The 22,775-nt window shown below is 42.3% G+C and carries 17 protein-coding genes; 6 read left to right on the top strand and 11 right to left on the bottom strand.

Annotated elements, in window-relative coordinates:
- Positions 1-584 (top strand): methyltransferase domain-containing protein (locus AB4503_RS24685; RefSeq protein WP_372115864.1); only part of this gene is annotated, 584 nt, incomplete at its 5' end.
- Between the two features lie 129 nt (positions 585-713).
- On the opposite strand, the gene AB4503_RS24680 is transcribed toward AB4503_RS24685, so the two are convergent.
- The 4 genes from AB4503_RS24680 to AB4503_RS24665 form a co-directional block, all read right to left on the bottom strand.
- Positions 714-2,759: a TonB-dependent receptor domain-containing protein gene (locus AB4503_RS24680; RefSeq protein ID WP_372115863.1), complete on the bottom strand. Its 2,046-nt coding sequence runs from the start codon at positions 2,757-2,759 to the stop codon at positions 714-716.
- Between the two features lie 181 nt (positions 2,760-2,940).
- Entirely contained in the window at positions 2,941-3,861 is a 921-nt protein-coding gene (locus AB4503_RS24675; protein ID WP_017059189.1) for a LysR family transcriptional regulator, read from the bottom strand.
- Between the two features lie 229 nt (positions 3,862-4,090).
- Positions 4,091-6,280: an immunoglobulin-like domain-containing protein gene (locus AB4503_RS24670; protein ID WP_372115862.1), complete on the bottom strand. Its 2,190-nt coding sequence runs from the start codon at positions 6,278-6,280 to the stop codon at positions 4,091-4,093.
- 486 nt (positions 6,281-6,766) lie between these two features.
- The gene (locus AB4503_RS24665; protein WP_372115861.1) at positions 6,767-7,765 is read right to left on the bottom strand and encodes a DHH family phosphoesterase; all 999 of its coding nucleotides are present in this window, start codon (positions 7,763-7,765) and stop codon (positions 6,767-6,769) included.
- Positions 7,766-8,179: 414 nt separating this feature from the next.
- On the opposite strand from AB4503_RS24665, the gene AB4503_RS24660 reads away from it, so the two are divergent.
- Complete coding sequence (locus AB4503_RS24660) at positions 8,180-8,938, top strand: FCD domain-containing protein (RefSeq protein WP_083190198.1); 759 nt, start codon at positions 8,180-8,182, stop codon at positions 8,936-8,938.
- Positions 8,939-8,975: 37 nt separating this feature from the next.
- On the opposite strand, the gene AB4503_RS24655 is transcribed toward AB4503_RS24660, so the two are convergent.
- The 4 genes from AB4503_RS24655 to AB4503_RS24640 all read right to left on the bottom strand — a co-directional run bounded on the left by AB4503_RS24655 (position 8,976) and on the right by AB4503_RS24640 (position 14,973).
- Entirely contained in the window at positions 8,976-11,255 is a 2,280-nt protein-coding gene (locus tag AB4503_RS24655) for a heparinase II/III family protein (RefSeq protein WP_372115860.1), read from the bottom strand.
- Between the two features lie 11 nt (positions 11,256-11,266).
- The gene (locus tag AB4503_RS24650) at positions 11,267-11,809 is read right to left on the bottom strand and encodes an acyltransferase (protein ID WP_065101257.1); all 543 of its coding nucleotides are present in this window, start codon (positions 11,807-11,809) and stop codon (positions 11,267-11,269) included.
- A gap of 142 nt (positions 11,810-11,951) precedes the next feature.
- A complete protein-coding gene (gene uxuA / locus AB4503_RS24645; protein WP_065583620.1) occupies positions 11,952-13,133 on the bottom strand; it encodes a mannonate dehydratase in 1,182 nt (393 codons plus the stop codon).
- Positions 13,134-13,200: 67 nt separating this feature from the next.
- A complete protein-coding gene (locus AB4503_RS24640; RefSeq protein ID WP_372115859.1) occupies positions 13,201-14,973 on the bottom strand; it encodes a sodium:solute symporter family transporter in 1,773 nt (590 codons plus the stop codon).
- A gap of 223 nt (positions 14,974-15,196) precedes the next feature.
- Here AB4503_RS24640 and AB4503_RS24635 point away from each other — a divergent pair, with 223 nt between their 5' ends.
- The 4 genes from AB4503_RS24635 to AB4503_RS24620 all read left to right on the top strand — a co-directional run bounded on the left by AB4503_RS24635 (position 15,197) and on the right by AB4503_RS24620 (position 18,756).
- On the top strand, positions 15,197-16,651 hold the full coding sequence (locus tag AB4503_RS24635) for a mannitol dehydrogenase family protein (RefSeq protein ID WP_372115858.1): 1,455 nt from the start codon (positions 15,197-15,199) through the stop codon (positions 16,649-16,651).
- A 2-nt stretch (positions 16,652-16,653) separates the two neighbouring features.
- Positions 16,654-17,739 (top strand): class I mannose-6-phosphate isomerase, encoded by a 1,086-nt coding sequence (locus AB4503_RS24630; RefSeq protein WP_065583617.1) that lies wholly within the window; start codon positions 16,654-16,656, stop codon positions 17,737-17,739.
- A 20-nt stretch (positions 17,740-17,759) separates the two neighbouring features.
- Positions 17,760-18,404 (top strand): HAD family phosphatase, encoded by a 645-nt coding sequence (locus tag AB4503_RS24625; protein WP_065583616.1) that lies wholly within the window; start codon positions 17,760-17,762, stop codon positions 18,402-18,404.
- Between the two features lie 112 nt (positions 18,405-18,516).
- Positions 18,517-18,756, top strand: a complete 240-nt coding sequence (locus tag AB4503_RS24620; RefSeq protein WP_004733935.1) for a PAS factor family protein — start codon at positions 18,517-18,519, stop codon at positions 18,754-18,756.
- A gap of 144 nt (positions 18,757-18,900) precedes the next feature.
- On the opposite strand, the gene AB4503_RS24615 is transcribed toward AB4503_RS24620, so the two are convergent.
- The 3 genes from AB4503_RS24615 to dmeF form a co-directional block, all read right to left on the bottom strand.
- On the bottom strand, positions 18,901-20,625 hold the full coding sequence (locus AB4503_RS24615; RefSeq protein WP_372115865.1) for a methyl-accepting chemotaxis protein: 1,725 nt from the start codon (positions 20,623-20,625) through the stop codon (positions 18,901-18,903).
- Between the two features lie 618 nt (positions 20,626-21,243).
- On the bottom strand, positions 21,244-21,660 hold the full coding sequence (locus tag AB4503_RS24610) for a MarR family winged helix-turn-helix transcriptional regulator (RefSeq protein WP_017059185.1): 417 nt from the start codon (positions 21,658-21,660) through the stop codon (positions 21,244-21,246).
- Positions 21,638-22,633, bottom strand: a complete 996-nt coding sequence (dmeF, locus tag AB4503_RS24605) for a CDF family Co(II)/Ni(II) efflux transporter DmeF (RefSeq protein ID WP_372115857.1) — start codon at positions 22,631-22,633, stop codon at positions 21,638-21,640. Before dmeF ends, AB4503_RS24610 begins: the two co-directional genes overlap by 23 nt.
- Positions 22,634-22,775 lie beyond the last annotated feature (142 nt).

The raw sequence follows: 22,775 nt of genomic DNA, 5'->3' as shown, positions 1-22,775 counted from the left end.
GATTTAGGCAACAACGCCATTTCGGTTACCAAAGCGGTGGCCTAGATCTTAACAAGCCGATGTTAGATATCGCAGAAGTTCGCTGCCCGGAAGCCAAGTTCTCAGTACAAAACATGAGTAACTTTGAGGTCACGGAACCACTCGATCTTATCACTTGCTTCCTGTATTCCATCCATTACAACGATGGCCTTGAGAAGCTTAAAGAGTGTATTGAAAGTGTGCATCGTGCGTTAAAGCCAGAAGGTATTTTCTGTTTTAACGTGGTTGATAAAGACAAGATCAGCAACGACCTGTTTGTTAGACACACAAAAAACCAAGACAAAGACGATTTCACGTTCCGTTCTGGTTGGTATTACTCTGGTCAGGGTGATAAGCAAGCGCTAAAGCTTAGCATCGAAAAGACGACTGCTGGTGAAACTCAAGTGTGGAATGATGAACACCCAATGGTGGCATTCTCGTTTAAAGAGTTAATCGAGATATTGAAGCCCTACTTCGAGGTTAATATCTTCGAGCACGATTACGACAAGCTGATTCCTTGGGATACTCAGTCCGGTAATGCGCTGATCACATGTGTCAAAATCTAGATTAATAGATAAACGGCAAATTAAACCAAATCTATAGATCAAAAAAGAACCCACACTCGCCATTCTCCTTTTAGAGCATCAGCCAGTGTGGGTTCTTTTGTATCAAGCTATCAGTTACTGAACTCTAAATTAGAAGTCCGCTGTCATACCTACGTAGTAAGTACGTGGCTCTTCAACATAGCCCATGCTCTCTAGCTCTTGTGATACAGCTTCGTCAGTTAAGTTCGTGATACCTGCACGTAGTCGTACTGAAGCATTCACGTTGTAGACAGCACCTAGGTTCAGCGTTGTGTAAGCGTCTTGAGTTAGATCGCTTTCGATCTGACGTTCACCACGGTAACGCGCACTCACGAAGGTACTTAGATCGTAAGTTGGGCTCCAGTTCAGTTTAACTAAACCCGAATGCTTGTAACGATCAAGTAATTCGTCACCAGTAGACTTATCTTCAGTGTCTAAGAATGTGTAATTACCAGACACACCCCATTCATCAGTAATTTGGAATTGGCCTGTAAGCTCAGCACCTTGAACTACAGCCTCTGATACGTTTGTATAAGTACGCTTACCATTCACATAGCCAGTTGAGCTTGAACTATCAGCGCAACCTTTACCCGATTCAAACACTCCGCCGTTCTCACAATAGGTTTCATCACGATCAATTAGGTCGTTGATTTCATTTCGGAATAAGGCACCTTCAACATTCCAACGAGGTTGGCTATAAATCGCAGCGATCTCATAGTTCAAGCTGGTTTCGGGCTTAAGATCTTCATTACCATGTAAATCACATACGCCTTTACAGCTATTAACTGTGTAGTCTGTCTGATTTTGAGTCAATGTTGGTGCTTTAAATGCTTTACCCACACCACCCTTGATGATCAGGTCATTCGTTGTTTGATGAACCAAGTACACACGTGGGCTGAACTCTTCACCGTACAGTTCATGCTTATCTAAACGACCACCAATGGTTGCCGTTAGTTGATCCGTCATTAACCATTGGTCTTGAACAAATAACGCACCTTGATAAGCTTCAGATGTACCATTGACTAAGTTTTCTTTGTTGGTTAATTCACTCAACTGGTAGTCCATACCAAACGTTACGGTGTGACTATCACCAAGATAAGTGGTCGCCGAAGCTTCAACAATTTGAGTCAGCTCTTCGATGTCACTGCTATAGTTAGTATCTGAGTCCGCAGCATCATTATCTGTCACATTTTCACGTGAATAACGTACTTGCGTGTCACCCCAGCTCCAAAAACCACTATGTGTGATCGCTTGGCTCTGACGTACAACACGTGTGTCAGACTCAATCACAGATGATACGTTTTCCGCAGATGACTCACGTTCATCATCACTGTAGCCAAAATCGAAATCGATGGTTTGGTTATCTGTCGCATTCCATGTCAGGCTTGCAAGTAAGCTTAACGTGTCACGTTCTTCTAGAGCTGTTACATCTGAACGATCGTAACCAAAGCTGTGTGTACCAGAATATGGTTGCCAAGCGTTACGGCTTGTCTGGTTAACAGAAAGGCGAGCAAACAACTCGTCTTCAATCAACGCACCAGATGTCGTGAAGCCCATCGAATACTCTTCCCCTCCATCACCATCAAGTGGAGATGAAGTGTCCATGCTCAGTGTAGAGCTCCAATCGTTTTCTGGAGCCTTAGTGATGATGTTGATTGTACCGCCCATACCATCTGAACCGTAAAGTGCAGACATTGGGCCACGGATTATTTCAACACGTTCGATCGAATCAGCAGGAATCGTTGATAGGTCGAAGTCGTTACCACGGATGATGGCACTTGCAGAGCTTAAACGACGACCGTTCACCATGATAAGAGTGTAATCTGAATCCATACCACGAATAGAGATCATCTGACGGCCAGCACGTGTGCTATCAAAATCAGACTCAACACTCGTTGATTCGGCAACGATGTCTGCCAAGGTAATACCAGGGCTGTCTTCAATGTCTTGCGCGGTGATAACCGACATTGAAGCTGGCGCTTGTTTTAGTGCCATCTCGGTACGAGTTGCCGTAACAACCATTTGCTCATCTGTTGCTTGCGCTTCTTCTTGCGCCAACACGTTAGCTGAAAGTGAGGTACAAATAACAGCGACTGCGATCGAAAGGGGTTTACGAACCAAAAGAGGTTTGCGAATCAAAAGAGATCTCTCAGACATGATATTCATTCTTATATGTGATTGGTAATGATAATGGTTTGCATTAAACAACCAACTACCACTCTTATCAACGAAAGTTTCATACCAAAAATCGATTCTCGTTATTCACCATTCAAATAATGAAAGAGATCTATATCCAACTCGATAGGTATTCGTAATTTTCATTCACCCTGCAGATGGATTATGTATAAAGCTCTTTGAATATATTGCGAACCCAGCGACACATCGGGTCGTTATGAAAGCGCTTATGCCAGTATAAGTAGACGTCTTCTGATGGGTGGCGCAACGCTTTAGGCACGCGTTTACAAACAAGATCTCTTTGCGTAGCGGCTTGTTGAGCAAAAGGTGTCGGTAAATGAAAGATGATGTCGGTTGCTTCTGCCATATCCGGCGCGACGTTAAAATTGGAAAGCTGAATTGGAATGGACAGCTGGCGCTGCTTATCAATCAAGCCAAGATCTTTAAATCGACTTTCGATCGAGAGCTTCTTATCCCCTTGCAGTGAGATTTGACCAAGTTGGCTATTCAACAAGTCATCAACCGTGATCTCTTTGTCCGCCAAAGGATGTTTTTTACTCATCAGCAAACGGTAATCGCGGCTAATCACGAACATTCGATACAAATTTTGCTCTGAACTTAACGGCTCGTGGGTCGACAACACAAAGTGCGCATCACCGGATAACAGAGGCTCAAAGTGTCGTTTAGGAATCGAGTCGATATCAACAGTCATATTTGGCGCTTGTTGACGTATCTCCGCAACTACCTTGGGCAGCAAGTGCGCGACATTAGGCACTAAACCAAAGAAGCGAACCGTACTGTCACTGCTTTGCGGTTCGAATACATCGCCATGTACCAGCTTTTCTAAACGTGTCAGTACCGAATTGAGATCTTGCTTAATGGCTTCTGCTTTTGGCGTTAACTCATAGCCATAAGCCGCTCGCACCAATAGATCATCATTGAAAACGGTACGCAGTTTTTGCAGAGATCGGCTCACCGTAGGTTGGCTCATATCCAGCGCCAATGCCGTGTTGGAAACGTGCTTCTCTTCAAGAAGGTGTTTAAGAATGACGAGTAGATTGAGGTCGACTTGAGCAAGATTCATTATGCAAATATTAACAATATATAAAATTCAATGTGCGCATAGTGCTATTTCTTAACATGTAATACAATTGATAATCACTCCTATTTTGATTTAGAGCAATATGCAGAGCAGAGTTTAAGGTTAAGTGGGTTTTAAAGCTCTAAGTCAGAACTGTTTAAACATAAAAAAGAGAGGCACAATGGCCTCTCTTTGATCGTCTACTTTATATTGCTAGCGTTGAGCTATCAGACTACAGCTTTGTCCAAGCATCTTGCCAGTATTGGCTATCTGCTGGAGCGTAAGACGCGCTTGCACACCATGCCGTGTATGGCCAAGGCTTACATTCGTACAAGCCATTATCGCTGCCGACCACAATGTCACCCGCTGCGTAGTTTGTGCCCGCTTCATATGGAGGGTAATCACCTGGAGGAGGTGTTGTTCCGCCACCGTCTTTAACAGCGAACGAATCGTTTACCATCACCATTTCACCGTCAGATGCTTTACCGACCACTTCAAGTGCATATTGCCCTTCCGCTACATCGTATAAGTCGATGGTAATAGCGCGGCTGTCCGTTACATTAACCTTAGTTTGCTCAACCACAGTACCTGCACTGTTGATCACCATAGCGGTAACATCTAACGCTTCATTTGATGTCAGTGTCAGATCTAAACGAACATTACCGTTATCTGGCGCATATTGTGATTGAAGTCCTGAAACTGCAAGCTCTAAGTCATCGCCCGGATCTGGGTTACCACCACATGAAGAGTCTGAAACTTTTCTCCAAACGCCCCACTCACCTGTTGTTCCTGGCTCTTCGCCGCGAGTGTACCAACCTGCTCCCCACGTTGAACCGTCATGAGATACTTGGTCACCTTCAACATAAACGGTGTCGGCATCCCATGCAGCAGCACAGTTAGAACCATCAGTTACAGACACTTTACGGTCAACGGTTACGGTTTGGTTCGCGCTGTCTGTCACGCTATACACAAGTGTGTAGTTGCCGATTTCATTTACATCGACACTGCCAGTGTGTGTAATAGTGCTTGTCAGGTCGCCATCTTCAGCATCATTCGCCGTCACGCCTGCCATAGCATCAAATGCAGTACCCAACACAACTGTTGTGTCAGATACGCCATTAAATACTGGCTTCTGGCTGTAAACCTCTACCGTTCTCGCTTTAGTGGTTTCGTTGTTATCGCTGTCTTTCACTCGGTAAGTCAAAACGTAAGTGCCAATAACACTGGTTTCAACGTAACCTTCAACATCGATTGATGACGTTAGATCGCCGTCTTCTTTGTCTGTTGCCGTCACGCCATCCATAGGATCAAACGTTGTGCCGTGAAGAACACGCGTATTTTCGACACCTTTAAGAACGGGCTCGCCCTCGACTGGTGGTGGCGTTACCTGACCGTGTACAAACGGGCCGTAGTCTTTAATGAACTGCTCGTTGTATTGTTGGCCGTTTTTGTTGGTGCCCATGTCCCAGTTGATAGACCAAGTCATCACACCACGTAGCGGTTGACCTTGCGCTGTTAGGCTATCAAATGCGTCGTATAAATCTTGTGGCTCTTGTACAAAACCGGTTGCTGCAGCATCGATGCTTGAAGGAATACCAAACACGAGCTTGTCATGTGGGATCTTGTGGAAGCCACGCGTTCCGTTGATAAGAGAATCAGAAATGTAGTAGATGAATTCTTCTTTTAACCCATCGTTGTTTTGAGCAATCCAACCCACGCCTTCAACCCAGATACCATCGCCACCTTGGTTGTAAAATTGTGGGTTAATCCAGTCGTAGTAGCCTTCTAGATTATCGATATAAGGAACGTACTTACCGCCAGTCGTTAGATACGGGAACTCAGGCGCCATTGTAATAAGGAAGTTTTTACCTTCTGCGCGGTAGTGGTCTTTCACCAGCTTAAGTGCATCTGGAATCACGGTTTGGTTGTTTGCTGCGGTTACGGCTGCTTGTTCAAGGTCGATATCTAAACCATCGAAACCGTAACGCTCAGTTAGACGGATAATCTCATCAGCAAAGGCTCTTTCATCACCGGTTTCTAGCTCTACGTGTGCATCAGCACCACCCAAAGCCAACAGTACAGAGCGACCTTGCTTGTTGAGCTCAGAGATTTGGTCAATAAATTGTTCTTCTGAAAGCCCAATGGTTGGGTCCAGTTTAAAAGTTGGGATTCGACCATCAGCCACATCGTAAACCTTCATGAATGACACATTCACGATGTTGTACATTGGGTTCACTTCATCCAACGTCACACATGGCGCATTACCACCTTGGTAGCCGCCACCGTCACACCAGTTATGCCAATAGCCAACCACGACGCCAGAGTCTGGATTCGTCATATCTGAACCATTCGCATAAACAGCGCCAGACATTGCCGCCATGCCGAGCGATACTGCTAATTGTAGAGCTTTACGTTTCAACATTAGTCCCACTTCCTTACTTAACAGCTGTGCCAATCACAACCGAACCAATTCATTGTAATCATGAATATTTATAGAGAAGTAATGGAATTTTTAGGAAAAGATGACCTTTGATTTAACTTGTGATTTTAAGTCACAGATTGAATATCAGAATCAATATGACTTTGACTTTTCATTCAAATTGAAATGCTAAAACTGTTATTTTCGGTCGAATACATTGACCATGAAAATACTTAATCAATCTTAATTCACCAAGATAATTAACCAAAAATATAAAAAATCACCGATAGGAAAAAATAAACTTTAAATCGGCAAAAATCACCCCAAATACGCCGTAATTACTGACCTAAGACCAGATACCATTGCGAGTGATATCACTAAAACAGCTTGGATATAGCCATCATACATGTGCTAGCAATACACACGTATAACGGAATATAGGAGCAAGAATTTGTAGGATTTTGAATGTATACGTCGGGAGTTTTTCAGTTAACCGTCAGTGCCAGATGAATAATATGCATCCAATAGTGAAATAAAATTCACCTTATCAAGTTCATTAAGTTGATTAATTCCAGCCGCTGCTTTTCTTCCTCCGCCAGTCGCAAAACTTGAGCAAATTTCGTCTGCACCCGTTCTGTTTGATAATGGTGCTCGTAAGCTCACCGTGTAAGACTCGCCGTCTTGGTTTTTCGTTAATACTGCTTGCGCTCGGTTTGGATCTTGATTAACGATTTCATTACCAAATACGCCACTGATGCGCCTTGCCCACGTCTCACCTGGCAGTTCAAACACACGTGCGACTTCACTTTCATAAACAGGAGCAAGGTTTGATAACTGCTGGCGATCATTTTGATAAGCATCTCGTAGTCGATAAAACACAGAGTCTTTATCATCCAAAAGATCAAACGGACTCGGGTATTGATAAAGGGTTTTGTAGAGCTCAGCTGGCGTGAAATGCAAATCACTGACTGACGAACCGTAACCGTTGTAGTTAACCAAGGTACCTAGCTCTTCTAGAAACTCTTTTTGAGATTGAGCGAATCCATTTTCATCCGCTAGCCGCGCCGCCACCGTTTTTAGATTGTCGCCAAAGGCAGCTGCGATTGCCCAAGCCACATGCGCACCATTCAGCTTCTGGTTAATCAGCAAGCTCGTGCAGCTCTCTGGCGCGGTATCAATCAGAGTATCTAAATGACTAGAAGTTGGGACATCCCCTGTTCGGTGGTGATCGCAATAAAATACATTGATGTTTGCGTCTAGCAGTGAGTGCAGTGCAGGCAGGTTTTTCTCCATCGATACATCTAAAACGGTAACGGAAGAAACATCACCTTGCTTACCCGGCTCCATAGTTTGAGTAACAACTTGAGAGACCAACTTAATATCACGCTTAACACCAGTAATGAGCACGCTCTCTCTTGGCTCACTTAATCGCAGCTGTAACAACGCGATTATGCCATCTGCGTCTCCGTTGAATACGTCGTAGTGCATGTTGTTCCTTTTACTCTCAATCAGATTAGGCTTGAAGTTTATATCTGTATTTTTACAAGCACCGTTGTTTATTATCAATATCAACTTGTTAGGTGATATAACTCTATTGAACATAGCGGTTATTCACGGCTTGTGCTATTGATCAAAAACTCAAGATTATACGAAATACGCTTAATCTCACTTCAAAACTATGAGCGCGTTCCTTGTATGGCTTTTGAAAGTTTAATATCGAAGTTGATAACCTTTTGTTCATGTACATAAAAGTGACCACAACGAACCGTTACGCTTTGATACAATGAGAGTTGGATTAGTTAGTTTTTTACTCGAATTGACATTTATAAGCGTTTACAATGACTTTCGAGTTAGCGAAAACTTTCAATTCAAACCACAGATCCAAAGGTACACTGCATTTCCATGATCAACTTCGAACCCAAACGCCCTTATCAAACCCTCGGTCTTATCTTGAGAAAAGAACTATCTGATGGTCTTTATCCGATTGGAAGTCGTTTACCGCCCGAGCGAGATATTGCTGAGCGTCTATCCGTGAGCAGAGCTGTGGTTAGAGAAGCAATCATCATGCTGGAACTTGAGGGACTCGTTGAAGTAAAGAAAGGCTCGGGAGTGTACATCGTTAACTTACCGACTACATCAACAGTGGCACAAAATGAAGATGTAGGTCCTTTTGAAATGCTTCAAGCAAGACAGTTATTGGAAAGCAGTATTGCTGAGTTTGCTGCAACACAAGCAACCCCTGCTGATATCGAAAAAATGCGTGAAGCTCTAGAAATTGAGCGCCGCGAAATTGAAAACAATGTCCAAAATCCGGTTGGTGACAGAATGTTCCATCAGTGTATTGCCGAAGCGACACAGAATTCTGTGCTGGTCGATATTCTAAAGGAATCGTGGGAACGTCGTGAGTCTAGCCCTATGTGGAAGATACTGCATACACATATCGAGATCCAAGACTATAGGAAAGAGTGGCTAGATGATCATGCTGCTATTTTGCTAGCAATGAGACGCAAGAACCCAATCGAAGCCAAGCAAGCGATGTGGCAACATCTAGAACATGTGAAGATTAGGCTTTTAGAGCTTTCTGATTTTACCGACCCTAATTTTGATGGTTATCTGTTTAACTCCATTCCCGCTATCGCGACATCAAAAGACAATCTTTAGAAAATAGGTGACATAAAATACTTATGTCACCTGATTTTTACGGAGTGATCTCCTCACCAGTTTCTACATTGAGCTTAAAAGACTGGCCCGCATGGGCAAGTATCAAAGTATTTTCGTCAGTTAACACGTAATCTATTGGTTGTTTTAAGCAACTCATAACCACTTGATGTTGCTGCTGTTCTTCTATGAACCATTCTAGATGTTTAATATCTTTCTGAGCGTCAGATTCAACATTCCCTTTGAAACCATCACCGTCATCAATTTCACTTGTTAACTTAACTACACAAGAAGGATCACTCATCATTCCAAGAGAATAAGTTTCTTGTTCATGGTACAAATCAACACTCCCCCCCTTAATAACAACTTCGAGCGGGGTATGGGCTCGCCATTGCATCGATTTGGGTTCAGATAGCCTAATGTTGTCGACAATAACGACCCCGTTATCTGCAACTTGTATTATTGTTCGCACAAACGACTCACAACTCTCATAAGCATTCGCGAGATCTAGAACGACACATTGAAACTCATTGCTATCAATTCGAGTGATTACTGTTGCTTGAGCTGTTGCGCAATCTATCTTCTGACCTTCAGTCGCGTTGGTAACGCTATCGTCTAAATTGACACCACCAAATAAGGGTAAATTATGCGCCTGCGTAGTTCGAGTCCATAAACTATGATGTTTGCTACCAAACCTATAGCCATAACTGCCACTCGGAGTAAGAACATTAACGCCATCGTCGACTAGTGCAACATTCCCTTGATCAGCATGGCGATGAGAACTATTACCAAACTTACTTGCTCGGTAGTACACCGACATTTTACTATGGGCAGTTTTACCTAACCCTGCGTATGAATAGTAAATGTTGTTCGACGCAGGGCTCACACACAGAGCAGTCTCGTCAGAAACAAACGCCTCATTTGAAGTCATTAACGTATTAGAAACGGTTGAATGTTGATCCGATTTTTCAAATTGTAACTGCGGATACGTCGGTACTATATCTAATAAATGGAGCTTGTAAGTCTCAATATTGGACTCTAACTTCTTGGACTCTAATATCGACTTCGTACAACCATACCGTGGTGCATATATTCTGAGTGGATTTTGCGCAAAGAAACCAGGCCACTCTTTACCTTCTCTCTTGCACCAGAAGCCATCACCAAAGGGATGAATTCGATCGTTATTCGCCACAAAGTCCAAAGCAAACTTAACGTAATTCTTATAAAACGGGTGATTATAGAAAGAAAAGCCACTTAAACGCTCAACCGACAAGAAAAACGGATGGTGCCACTTGGTATAGGAAGAAGAATAAAAAGGCCCCTCAACCCAACTGCCATCTTTTCCGCCATAGAAAGGCAACACACCTCGGTAAATCATTAAGGCGTAATTAAGCCAACGTTCACAAGTTTTAAGTTCAAACTCTTTGTGTAACACAAGGGCAGCAACGCCTAAGTAAGCAGGCAAACGCGATGTATGTGAATGTCCCGGGTACTGTTTAAACTTATCTTGCTCTAAGCGCTCTTCCATTTGATAGGCATATCGAATTAAGAGCGGCCTGACGAATGAACACTCGTCGGTCGTCAGCAATGGAGACAACCAATGATAGGCAAGATACAAATTTCGCGTCATTGACAGGCCAATTTCATCTCCCCACGTACAAGGCCTTAACAGTGACGCCGGGCCTTCAGGGCTCCACTCGGATAAGCGCAATAAAATTTGGCATGCCTTATGTCCTGCCACCTCATCACCCCACACCTTATATAGTAATGTTAGTGCGATAAGATCGCGATCAATCCAACGTCTTACGTTAGCGATAGCTGTACGCTTCCCTTCTTCATTACCACGGCGATAATGATTAGAATATAAAATGTCATCTATATCAGTTAGTTCAACACTATTGCGTAACTTGTCTCTTGCACTTAATGAAGCATTGCTGACTGCGTCAATATCTTCATCGAGATACATCATAAACTGGTCTTTATTAGTACACAGTGAGAATAGTGACATAGCGTCCGGTGCCAAGTAGTTTTCTGACTCCGTCGTGATTTCAAAAACAATCCAATCAGATTTTGCTAGAGTATTGAGGCAAGTCACTCTCCAGCGATAGCTACCTTGAGGTAACTGAAATGTCGGTTGTAAAGGAGGCTGCACCGATTTCCAATCCCATTTTTGCTCACCGTCTTTGTCTTCAAGTTCGATGTTATATGCAGAACCATACTCTCCTTGAGGCCAATTGAAACTTGGGGGATTGACTGAGGAAATTTCGTTACAAGGCGACAAAAAAATTTGGAAATCATGCGTTCTTTCTAGTTGTAGCATGTGTTACTCCTCTATTTCGACCAATGATATTGCCCTGTCTCTGCATCAATATGACCAATTTGCTTCGCTGGGGTCCCTGCAAAAATCGAATATGGGGGCACATCGGATGTCACTACCGAATTAGCACAAATCAATGAACATTTACCGATGCTCACTCCTGGAGTGACAACAACACCAGATGTCAACCAAACACCCTTTGCGATTGTGACCTTTCCGCTTTCCAAATCACTACGACCACTAAAGCTCTCTGAAGTCGGGTCAAATAAATGATTAGACGCAACGACAGAAACATGTGGCCCTACCAAAACGTCTTCACCAACCTCCACATCACCATTAATGTAGCTGTATAGGCCTATATAACTTCGTGTTCCGATTTGGTTTTCACCAATGCGAACGATAGCTCCTGGAGCAACTCGAACATTATTGTTGGTGAAGCCTAAGATTTGAGCTCTCGACTCGTCATCATGTTTATTATTACTTTGTGTTGTATATAGGGTGAATTTTCTAAATTCCTCATCCGAAAGTTCACCGCCAAATTTTTGTTGAACCGACATATCATCACCTATAAATAAAGGGAAGTAACAGTAACGACTTCCCTTATTGATTATCAATATTTTCACTGACACTAAATAAGCTAATCCGATAATATCCCTGGGTTAGCTTAATTTAAAAACCCAATATCGAATTGAAAACACATTAATTAAAATGAGACCGCGTCAATGCATACTCGACACCACGAATCTCAGCTAAGCCTTTTAAACGGCCTATGCAAGAATACCCTGGGTTTGTTTTTTTATTTAAGTCGTCAATAATTTGGTGACCATGATCAGGCCGCATTGGAATTAAATCACTTTGTCCATTATTAGTACGACGATTTTCTTCTTTAAGAAGTGCAAATATCACTTCATACATATCAACATCACCATTGAGATGAGCTGCTTCATGGAAGTTGCCGGGTTCTTCTTCGCGCTTTGTTGAACGCAGATGCGTGAAATAAATTCGATCACCAAAAGTTTCAATCATCTTCACAAGATCGTTATCGTCTCGCACGCCATAAGACCCGGTACACATAGTAATACCGTTCATTTTGCTCGGTACACGATGCGTCAAGAATTCGATATCTTCAATCGTAGATACCACTCGCGGTAAACCAAGAATTGGGCGTGGTGGATCATCAGGGTGAATGGCCAACTTCACGCCGTACTCTTCACACACTGGGGTAATTTCGTTTAGGAAGTAAACTAAATTTTCACGTAACTTATTGCCGTCAATGTGTTGGTACTGATCCAGTTGCTCTCTAAACTGCTGAAGAGTATAGCCTTCTTCCGCACCTGGTAGACCAGCGATGATATTCGATGTTAGCTGTGCAATTTTGTCATCAGGCATGTTAGAAAAACGAGTTCGAGCAAGTGCAATGTCTTCTTTTGAATACTCTTCATGTGCACCTTCTCGTTCTAGTATGCATAGCTCAAAAACAGCAAAGTCAATATGGTCAAACCTTAATGCTTTTGAGCCATCTGGGAGTACATACTCTAAATCTGTTCTCGTCCAATCAAGAACTGGCATAAAGTTATAGCAAACTGTATCAACTCCGCATTCAGATAAATTGATAATAGATTGCTTATAGTGCTCTATCCATTGAATGAAATTTCCAGTTTGAGTCTTGATCTCTTCATGAACAGGGATACTTTCGACAACTTCCCATGTAAGTGAATTTTCTTCTATTAACTTTTTACGTTTTAGTATTTCTTCTTTAGACCATATTTCACCATTCTTAATATGATGTAATGCCGTTACGATTCCTGTTGCCCCAGCCTGACGAATATCATTAAGCGTTACAATATCATTTGGACCATACCATCGCCAAGTTTGCTTCATAAGTTATTACCTATTATTAATTTTTTTGATGAAGCCTTATTAAGGCTTCATCTGATATTTTATTTAATTAGACAGTGTAAGCTTTTAGTTTTACATCATTTAACTTACTAGCTCGTAGTAATAGCCAAGATATAAACCCGACAATCGCTGCCATTAATACAAATAACATTCTTCCCCACATAGGGTTTGGTATCAGCGTTAATAGAAGAAGCGCTGCACTTGTCGCCAATAACACTCGACCAAGTAAAATGTACTGTTGTCTATCAGCTTCGAAGCTTTGAGGCGAATCTTCTACAATTACTGGAGTTTCTGCATTACTAAAGAACTCTGCGATTTCTTCAGCACGCTTACCTGTTGGCTCTTTATAGAAAAGTTGAGTCAGCAAGAAGAAACCACCTGTGATAATAATGTGCCCTGTTACGCCCATGGTTATCGATTTCATTTCAGCGAATTCACGACTAGACAATGGTTCAGATAAATTAAACAGGCTTTCGATCATTGGTGCATTTGTTGAAGCAATAACGGCTGAAACACAAGCGCCTACGGCAATGGTTGCCCAACATGACCAATCTGGAGTCTTCTTGATAAAGAAACAAAGCAGTGACGGAATAAGCACAGGGAACGCGACAAGCGTACTCACCATCATAAGTGCATCAAATAGACCAAAATCTTGCAGTTTGCTCATGAACAAGCCACAAACAATAATCAACAAGCCGAATACCACGGTAGAAACTTTACTTGCAAACAAGATCGATTTATCTGATTTGTCTTTTGCCATGTAAGGTTCATAAACGTTTTTAATGAATATGCCGGCATTTCTATTTAATGCAGAGTCCATTGACGACATGGTTGCAGCAAACATAGCTGACATCATCAAGCCAACCATCCCAACGGGCATCTCGTTACGAACGAAGACAAAATAGGTGGCATTAGAAATATCTTTGCCTAGAACATCGAGGCCCCATGTAGACATATCTGGGTAATTTCCGCTTACATACCAAGCAGGAAGGAACCAAATGAAAGGTCCAAACGCCATTAGACAACACGCTAGGATTGCAGCTTTACGTGCATTATTAGTATCTTTTGCTGCAATATAGCGGTAAGAATCAATCATATTGTTTGTACTGAAGAACTGTTTGATGAAAATACAGATAAACCAGCCAACAAATAAGTAGGTATAGCTATACCCTTCTCCAACAAACCCTTGATCAGGCAAACCCGCTTCTAGGATTGGTGCTACACCACCAGATTTGTATATCGCTACGATTGTCGCTATGAAGGTAACAACAGTAATGATGATCATCTGTATAAAGTCTGATGCAACTACAGCCCAACTTCCGCCGACCAGAGACATAAGAAGTACAACCATACCCGCAGCAACTATCGTTGTTTCAATTGGGATATTAAATACCGCACTTGCAAAGATCGCTAATGCATTCAGCCATAGCGCAGCCTGAAGTACACTCGACGGTACCGTCGCCCACGTTACAACTTGCTCGCTAACAGGACCAAAACGTTTGCGAATGCCTTGGATTGGACTGATAACTCGCATCTGTCGAGCTCTTGCAGCAAAGAATAAGTAGTTACAAAAGTAACCAAGAGCATTCGCAAAAAAGATAACAGAGATGGATAAGCCAACATCAAGAGCTTTTCCCATTACGCCAGTAAACGTCATAGCACTCAGTGCTTGAAGAAATGCTGTGGACCCAACCATCCACCACAACATTTTGCCTCCCCCCCTAAAGTAATCACTTGTCGATGACGTTGCTGATCGAAACATCCAACCTACTCCGAGGAGGAAAACGAAGTAGCCTATAACTATAAGTATATCGATATTCATAATGATCCCTAACCGTGATATTTAAAAACTAAACACCTTTCGCTTTCTTTTATATCGCCCCTAGATATTGGCTGTCAAAATTGGTCCACCAATTGGTTGACGCTTCTCACAAAAAAATAAATCTCTGATGATATGCCGTTTAAATAATACAAATGAATGTTACTCTCTAATGGTGATTTTTATAGCCGTCTGATTTTAAAAATTGGAGTGAGAGTGCGGAAGTATGAATAAAAATGTTTTAAATCAATACTTAAAAGAAGAACAGAGAATTGTTCACATTGGCTTAGGGGCTTTTCATCGAGCTCATCAAGCTTTATATACAAGCGAATTGTTAGACAATAAAAAGTCTAACTGGACGATCTGTTCCATTAACTTATTTGGTTCACAATCGCTTATTCAGCAGTTAAGAGAGCAAGGTCATTGCTACACTGTTTTGGAGAGAGGTGCGACAAGCGAACAAATAAAAATATCAAAGGCAATCACTCAATCCTTACATCCAGATCTAGACGGTCAGTCGACTATCATCGAAAAAATTGCGAATCCACACGTTCGTATAGTCTCAATGACTATCACAGAAAAAGGCTATTGCATTGAACCAAGTACTGGCTCTCTTGATGTTAACAATCGTCTCATCCAGCTCGATCTCGACTCACCTTCTCGTCCAGTGTCCGCCATCGGTTATATCGTTGAAGGTTTAAGACTCAGAAAAGAAAGGAATATTAACGCGTTCACCGTATTGTCTTGCGACAATATTCAAAACAATGGAGAAGTAGCGAAGTCGGCTATTCTTAGTTTTGCAAAATTGGTCGACTTGGAGTTGTATTCTTGGATAGAGGCTAATGTCACATTCCCAAACACTATGGTAGACCGTATTGTTCCAGCGGCGAGTAAAGAAAGCTTATCTTATATAGAAACAGCTATCGGCTACTCGGATCCATGTGCCATCGCTTGTGAACCTTTTCGACAATGGGTAATAGAAGATAAGTTTGCAATTGGTCGACCAAATTGGGATGAAGTGGGCGCGCAATTTGTCGATGATGTCATACCTTTTGAAGAGATGAAGCTACGCATGCTAAATGGTAGTCACTCACTTCTTGCGTACTTGGGATACTTGAGTGGTTATAAGTATGTGTCAGAAGCGATTTCAGACCCATATTTTAAGAAGGTGATTCTAGACTTCATGATGAATGAGCAAACGCCTTCATTGTCGTTACCAAAGGAAACTGACATTGCAGCTTACGCAGATTCGCTGATTGAACGTTTCTCTAACCCAAATTTAAAACACCTTACCTCTCAGATAGCAATGGACGGAAGTCAGAAATTACCACCACGATTTTGTGAATCTCTCAAATATAACCGTGAAAATGCTGTTCAAACAACTTGGTTAGAGTTGGGCATTGCAGGGTGGATGGCTTATGTGATTGGCATGGATGACAACGGCGATGCTATCGAGGTTCATGATCCAATGGCTGGCGTGTTCAAGCAAATCAAACAAGAAAGTAAAACGCCTCGTGAAGCTGTCATTTCTTTATTAAGCATTGATGGTATTTTTGAATCTAGCCTTCTTGCAGATGCCGAATTCGTAAATAAGATAGTCGACCTTTTCGAATGTATTCAAGAGGTTGGTGCAATGCAAACTTTACATAACTTAACAAAAACACTGAACTTAAAGGGCTAGGCATGGAATACAAAAATAAGTTGATTCGATTTGGTCAGAACCGCGTTTGGCGCTCTTACAGTGGTGGTAAGGTTTTAGACCAAATTAATAACGAAAGCGTTCCGGTCGACTCTCATTTTCCTGAAGACTGGATTGCATCGGTCACTAAAGCCGTTAACCCAGGTCGAGAAACAATCAGTGAAGGTCAATCAACTGCGATTATCGGCGATCACTCACTCGATTTCGCCGAATTATTAGATCTAGATCCTGAGTATTTTTTAGGTAAAGAGCACTTCAGTAGATTCGGTCCTAACCCTATGGTTTTGATTAAGTTTCTAGACTCTTCAATTCGCTTACATTTCCAAGCACACCCAACCAGAGAGTTTGCCCAAAAGCACCTAGATTCAAATTCAGGCAAGGCTGAAGCCTACTATATTTTACAAGTTCGTGAGGAGATTGATGATCCTTATATTTATCTCGGATTTCAGACGCCTCCGACTAAAGAAACGTTGAAAGAGATCATTGTTGAACAAGACATTAACCGACTGAAAACTTGCTTCGAAAAAATCAAAGTATCTCCTGGTGAGTGTTACTTTATTCCAGGAGGAATGCCTCACGCGATTGGCGAAGGCATTCTAATGATTGAGATAATGGAACCATCGGACTGGGCTGTTCGATTTGAGTTTGAACGAGCTGGTTATACACTTCCTGAAGAAGCTCGCTACATGAAGCGAGATTTGGACTTTTGCCTTGATGTTTTTGACTATTCAGAGAAGTCGGTTGAAGCTGTGGCAACTCAGAACAAAAAGACACCTCAACTATTAACAGCTTATGCTGACGGATCGGTAAAAGAGTCTCTCATTGATGACAAAACAACCGACAGATATCGAGTTTGTCGCACAAAAGTCATTAGCAGCATCACCAAATCTGAGAACGACTTTTATGTCGGTGTTATTGCTGCTGGCAGTTGTACGATTAAATTAGACGAAGAAATTTTAGTACTCAATAAGTACGATAAATTTTTCTGCCCGGCTGGCATTGAAAATATCACGATAGAAACAGACGATGGCGTCGAGATTATTGAATGCTACCCACCATTAACGAATTAATCCTGAGTTAACGTATTGAAATGGAACCAATAAAACTTTATTACGACGCCTTTATCTTTGATATGGATGGAACATTAGTAAACTCCGAGCCGCTCAAAGGCCAAGCATTAGCGCTGACCTGTAAAGACTATGGTTCCATCGTTGACCACCGTATTTATCAAAATGTAATGGGTATGAAATGGGAAAATGTCGTTCAGTATTTTTTCAAAGTTGGAGAAATCGAACCAGAGAGACAAGAGTTTAACGATAAATTTAAGGAACATTATCAATTACTCCTTTCACAAAGATTATCTATCAATAAAGGTGTCGTTGGCCTCCTACAGCAACTAAAATCTTCTGGGAAGCGATGTGCGGTTGTAACTTCTGCGCAACAGTGGATGGCTAACCAAATACTGGAAGCTTGTAAACTTGAGCACTTGTTTGATCTTGTCATCGCTAAAGAGCATGTTTCAATGCACAAGCCAGATCCGGAAGCTTATTTGTTGGCGCTATCTAGATTAAATGTAACCGCAAGTAAAACCATTATCTTTGAAGACTCGGCTCCAGGACTTCAGGCTGGTTTAGCTAGTGGTTGTGAAGTCATTGCATTTCAACATTCTTTCAACATAAACAATGATTTTTCAGGTGCGTTAAAAATCATTGATGATTTCTCACTTGTCAGTTAAGACCAAAATGCTCACCCTAAGTTTATTTGACTTATTGTATGACATATATCACAGCAACTTGTACCCAAATGATATTAAAATAGAAATCCCCCACTCAAAGATAAAGAGACGAATGAACACTACCACCACTCTTGTTTATGACACTTTGAAAAGCCTTGCTGCTCACGCTCCTGAGCAACATGCCGAGATTCGCCAGCGTTTATATGAGCAGTTGAGCCTGCCATTTAACAAGCAGCTCTCGTTATACGCTAATGTGCTTGGTCCTATCAGCTCAGGTAAGTTAGCGGGATGCGACAATATTGATAAAGCGGTTGAACTGGCACTGGATGTGCTGGAAGGCCGAAATAAGTAGTCCCCCCTTTAATACGTAATATAACGGCCCAGATCTTCCCCCAGATCGGGCCGTTTTTTATTCTCGTCATTTATCTATTTGAATTTCAGGCACAAAAAAGGCGTAGATGATCCACGCCTTTTGTTTTAGTAAGTTCTATGTTGTTTATGAAGTCTTGAACTGCGCGACCGCTTGGTCCATATCGTTCGCTTGCTCTGCTACCTTGTCCACTTCAACTAAGCAATGCTGCGCCGAAGCGTTATTGTCGTTCGAGATAGTGTTCAGCTCAGTAATTGAGTCACTCACTTGCGCCATTACTGCGCCCTGCTCTTCAATCGCTGAAGCAATACGTTCTGAATTACCTTGGATGCTTTCCATGTCGCTCAAGATAAGTTGCAAGCTCGCATCCAGCTCTTCCGAATCTTTCAGCGTTAGTTGACCTTGTTGATTACACTCGCCAATCTCTGCCATCGACGCCTGCATCTGGCTTTGAATTGCACTCACCACTGAAGTTATCTCTGTGGTCGATTGATGCGTTCTGCTTGCTAGTGCGCGTACTTCATCGGCAACTACCGCAAAGCCACGACCTTGTTCACCCGCACGTGCTGCTTCAATTGCTGCGTTCAATGCCAATAGGTTGGTTTGTTCTGCAATGCCTTGGATGATGTTTACCGCATCGCCAATTTGATCCACATGATGGTTCAATGAGCTGATCGAATCTTGGCTGCTAGAAAGGCGTTCAGACAACTGAGTAATGTTGCTGATCGTATCAACCACCACTTCACGGCCTTTATCGGCATTCACTTTTGCTTGATGAACACCTTCAGCCGCAACTGATGTGCTTTCTGAGATTTCACCAATTGTGAGTACCATCTCTTGCACTGACGTTGTCATTGTAGAGGTGTGATTTGCTTGAACTTCAAACTGTTTGATGACTGACTCTAGCTCGTCATGCATGTTCGACGTGCTTTGTGTCAGTTGCAGTGACTTAGATTGAGATGCCGCGATCAAGCCTTCCAGCTGATCAAGCAATTGGTTGAAGTATTGGCCTAAAGTGCTGAGTTCGTCTTTGCCATCAAGGTGCGAACGAATAGACACGTCGTTAGAATCAACGATGTTGCGAATCACCGAGAGTAATGACTCAATCTTGCCGATAGTAGAACGGACGATTAACCAACTGAACAGAATGATCGACACGAGTAGCGTGACGCAAAGGATGTTGTTGATCAACGATAGTTTGTCCATCTCTTGTTGGGTTTCTTGATCTAATACCGCTGAGAACTCTTTAAATTGAGTTTCGATAGCATGAGAACCCGAACGAGCTTGCCCAAGCAGACCTTCGTTGTGCTTCAAGCCAATCACTCGCTTCTGTTCAACCACTTGACGTGCAGCATCTATCAAAGCAGTTGAGCTTCCAACATTAGACGTAATCGAAAGAACACTCGGATCGAACTCACCCTTTTCAATTAAGTCATTGAACAGGTAAAGCTCGATTTTTTGTTCAGCACTGGCTGTCGCGCTGATGTTATCGAGCAAAGCATGAAACTCGCCTAGCATGCCTTTGTCGCGTGCTAGCCCATAGACTTCGCTCGCTTTAACTAGGTTAACAAAGCTTGTGTGGTAGGTTTCGATATCTTCACGTAGGTGTGTGCTGTTGGCTAAACCTAAATCACTGAGCACCGCATTGAACTCAGATTCAGACGCTAAGAATTTATTGTAGTTTACGTCGAACTTGGCGAGGTACTTCATATCACTACGTAATAGGAAATCTTTCTCGTTACGGCGAAGATTGAGTAGTCGCACTTCAAGTTCTTTGGTGATTTGTTTGGCTTCGCTCATTTGAGCGGTGGTGTCTGCAAATTGCGATGTGGTAAACAACAGTGAAATCATGCCGAAGATGGAGAACATCCCCAACGAATAGAGCTTTTTCTTTATATTCATATACGTGGCTCGTCTTTACTAAATTAACTATGAGTATCTAAATAAATCGCATCAAAGAATGGATATCCAACTTGCGCGACCTGGTTATTGTTATATTTTTTGTATCAGTAATGAGCATTAAATCTAGCGACTGTTCAGCCCACCAGCAGTGACATTCTCAATGGTATTCAAACAGAGAATGAATCTTTTCACTAAAGATAAAAGCATCAATAACACAAATTGAATACATGTACATTAGTTGAATGATAAAAGTGAGAGACAGCTATTTGACGGAACATAAATGGCTTGAATGTCATGGTATACAAGGCATTGAATTAAAAGACTTTGACGCACATTTGGATGCATTATTTATGATGACATTTTTTTGGCTCTCCAGAAGAGCACGAACGAAGCGCAATATTGGAGGTTTTGACTTGGTTTTTAAACAGTGAATCCGTCTATTGATGATTGTACAGTAGAGCGTAAACGGCGAAAAAAATGGACCTACTCAATTCGAGTCAGGTCCATCTTTTGATTTTCTAGTCAATCGCTTTGCAGCTAAAGAGTTAGGTGCGAATTCAAGGCTGGCTAAAACGCTTTTACCATCTTGGTTAGGCACTTCAATAACACCGCTTTCTCGTCTTCTTCGATATCTTGCGTCAGCTCATTAACCAAATTCAAGTGAAGCTGATTGTGGTGAACGTGTATCTTCTGCCCTTCATCCGTCAAGGCAACCACAATCGCACGACGATCTGTTGGGTGTTCATGGCGCTCAATCAATTCAGCTTTAACCAACTTTTCTATTTGAACAGTAAGTGTACCCGTGGTAATACCCAACTTTTCAGCGAGCTCTTTCATTCTTAACGCACCATGCATACCAAGTACTTCAATGGTGTGTACTTGAGCCAGGGAATAACCCGTCTCTTTGACAACAGACTGCTCCCACGAAGACATTTTATCGTAGAACTCAGTCAGTATTTGGTTAAGCTGTTCTATATTTCGCATGGTCGTTTGAATGCACTTCAAGAGTAAGATGATTAATCTTATCAAACTTGGCGAGCATTTGTTTATATTCAGAGACGGTTTTATCACTGTTTGATTCAAGAGTAATCGCTGCTGAATAGTGATGCCCACTCACCTTCCACATATGGAAATCGGTGACCGACGCATAAGGCGTTAAGGTTTTGGTCACTGAGTCACGATAATCTTGGTCGATATTCTCATCCAGCAGGATTGGGCTGGTTTGTTTCATAAGGTTCATCGTCCACTTAGCAATCACGAATGCGCCAACCATTCCCATTGCTGCATCTAACCAGTTCCAACCGTAAAACTTACCAAATAGCAGCGCAACAATCGCAAGCAGCGAAGTTAGAGTATCCGCCAACACATGCATGTAGGCTGCGCGTAGGTTGTGATCATGATGGTGTCCGTGATGCTCGCCATGTTTATGACCATGGTCGCTGTCGTGCTCATGGCTATGTGAATGACCGTGATTCTTACTATGATTGTGGCCATGCTCGTGTCCGTGATCATGATGGTGATCGCCAAGTAAAAACATACTCACCACATTCACAGTTAAACCAATACAAGCAACGATGATCGCTTCATTGAACTGAATCGCTTGTGGGTTAAACAAACGATGTACTGATTCCACCAGCATCAACAATGCCACAATCCCCAATGCAATCGCGCTGGTGTAGCCCCCTAACACGCTGACTTTGCCAGTACCGAAAGAGAAACGTTCGCTCTCGGCATGTTTCTTCGCATAACGGTATGCAAATAAGGTGATACCAAACGCTGCGGCGTGCGTCCCCATGTGCCAACCATCGGCAAGCAATGCCATCGAGCCGTAAATAGTACCTGTAACAATTTCGACAACCATGGTAACGACGGTCAATAACAGGACATAGAACGTGCGTTTCTCACCTTGACTGTTATGTGAAGAAAAGTTGTGTTGGTGACGTGTTGGAAAACTCAAAATGGCGTCCTTAGCTTGTGTTTGTGGTTAGATGATCGTTGCAAATAAAAGCCCTTTGATTGACAAGTAATTTGATAATCAAAGTAATAAATTGAAATTTAGTTTGATTATCAAACTTTGTCAACGATGAATTTTGAAACTC

Origin of the sequence: Vibrio sp. 10N.222.55.B11, assembly GCF_041473705.1 — a bacterium.
Lineage (GTDB): Bacteria > Pseudomonadota > Gammaproteobacteria > Enterobacterales > Vibrionaceae > Vibrio > Vibrio crassostreae_C.
Note: the sequence above shows the minus strand (reverse complement) of the source record. Positions and strands in the feature narration are given on the sequence as shown.

Excerpts from the sequence above, each read along its gene's own strand:
- AB4503_RS24620 (WP_004733935.1), top strand. The coding sequence starts at position 18,517 with ATGAACACTACCACCACTCTTGTTTATGACACTTTGAAAAGCCTTGCT.
- AB4503_RS24675 (WP_017059189.1), bottom strand. The coding sequence starts at position 3,861 with ATGAATCTTGCTCAAGTCGACCTCAATCTACTCGTCATTCTTAAACAC.
- AB4503_RS24665 (WP_372115861.1), bottom strand. The coding sequence starts at position 7,765 with ATGCACTACGACGTATTCAACGGAGACGCAGATGGCATAATCGCGTTG.
- AB4503_RS24610 (WP_017059185.1), bottom strand. The coding sequence starts at position 21,660 with ATGCGAAATATAGAACAGCTTAACCAAATACTGACTGAGTTCTACGAT.
- AB4503_RS24630 (WP_065583617.1), top strand. The coding sequence starts at position 16,654 with ATGGAATACAAAAATAAGTTGATTCGATTTGGTCAGAACCGCGTTTGG.
- AB4503_RS24655 (WP_372115860.1), bottom strand. The coding sequence starts at position 11,255 with ATGCTACAACTAGAAAGAACGCATGATTTCCAAATTTTTTTGTCGCCT.
- AB4503_RS24615 (WP_372115865.1), bottom strand. The coding sequence starts at position 20,625 with ATGATTTCACTGTTGTTTACCACATCGCAATTTGCAGACACCACCGCT.
- AB4503_RS24670 (WP_372115862.1), bottom strand. The coding sequence starts at position 6,280 with ATGTTGAAACGTAAAGCTCTACAATTAGCAGTATCGCTCGGCATGGCG.
- AB4503_RS24625 (WP_065583616.1), top strand. The coding sequence starts at position 17,760 with ATGGAACCAATAAAACTTTATTACGACGCCTTTATCTTTGATATGGAT.
- AB4503_RS24650 (WP_065101257.1), bottom strand. The coding sequence starts at position 11,809 with ATGTCGGTTCAACAAAAATTTGGCGGTGAACTTTCGGATGAGGAATTT.
- AB4503_RS24680 (WP_372115863.1), bottom strand. The coding sequence starts at position 2,759 with ATGTCTGAGAGATCTCTTTTGATTCGCAAACCTCTTTTGGTTCGTAAA.
- uxuA (WP_065583620.1), bottom strand. The coding sequence starts at position 13,133 with ATGAAGCAAACTTGGCGATGGTATGGTCCAAATGATATTGTAACGCTT.
- AB4503_RS24640 (WP_372115859.1), bottom strand. The coding sequence starts at position 14,973 with ATGAATATCGATATACTTATAGTTATAGGCTACTTCGTTTTCCTCCTC.
- AB4503_RS24660 (WP_083190198.1), top strand. The coding sequence starts at position 8,180 with ATGATCAACTTCGAACCCAAACGCCCTTATCAAACCCTCGGTCTTATC.
- AB4503_RS24635 (WP_372115858.1), top strand. The coding sequence starts at position 15,197 with ATGAATAAAAATGTTTTAAATCAATACTTAAAAGAAGAACAGAGAATT.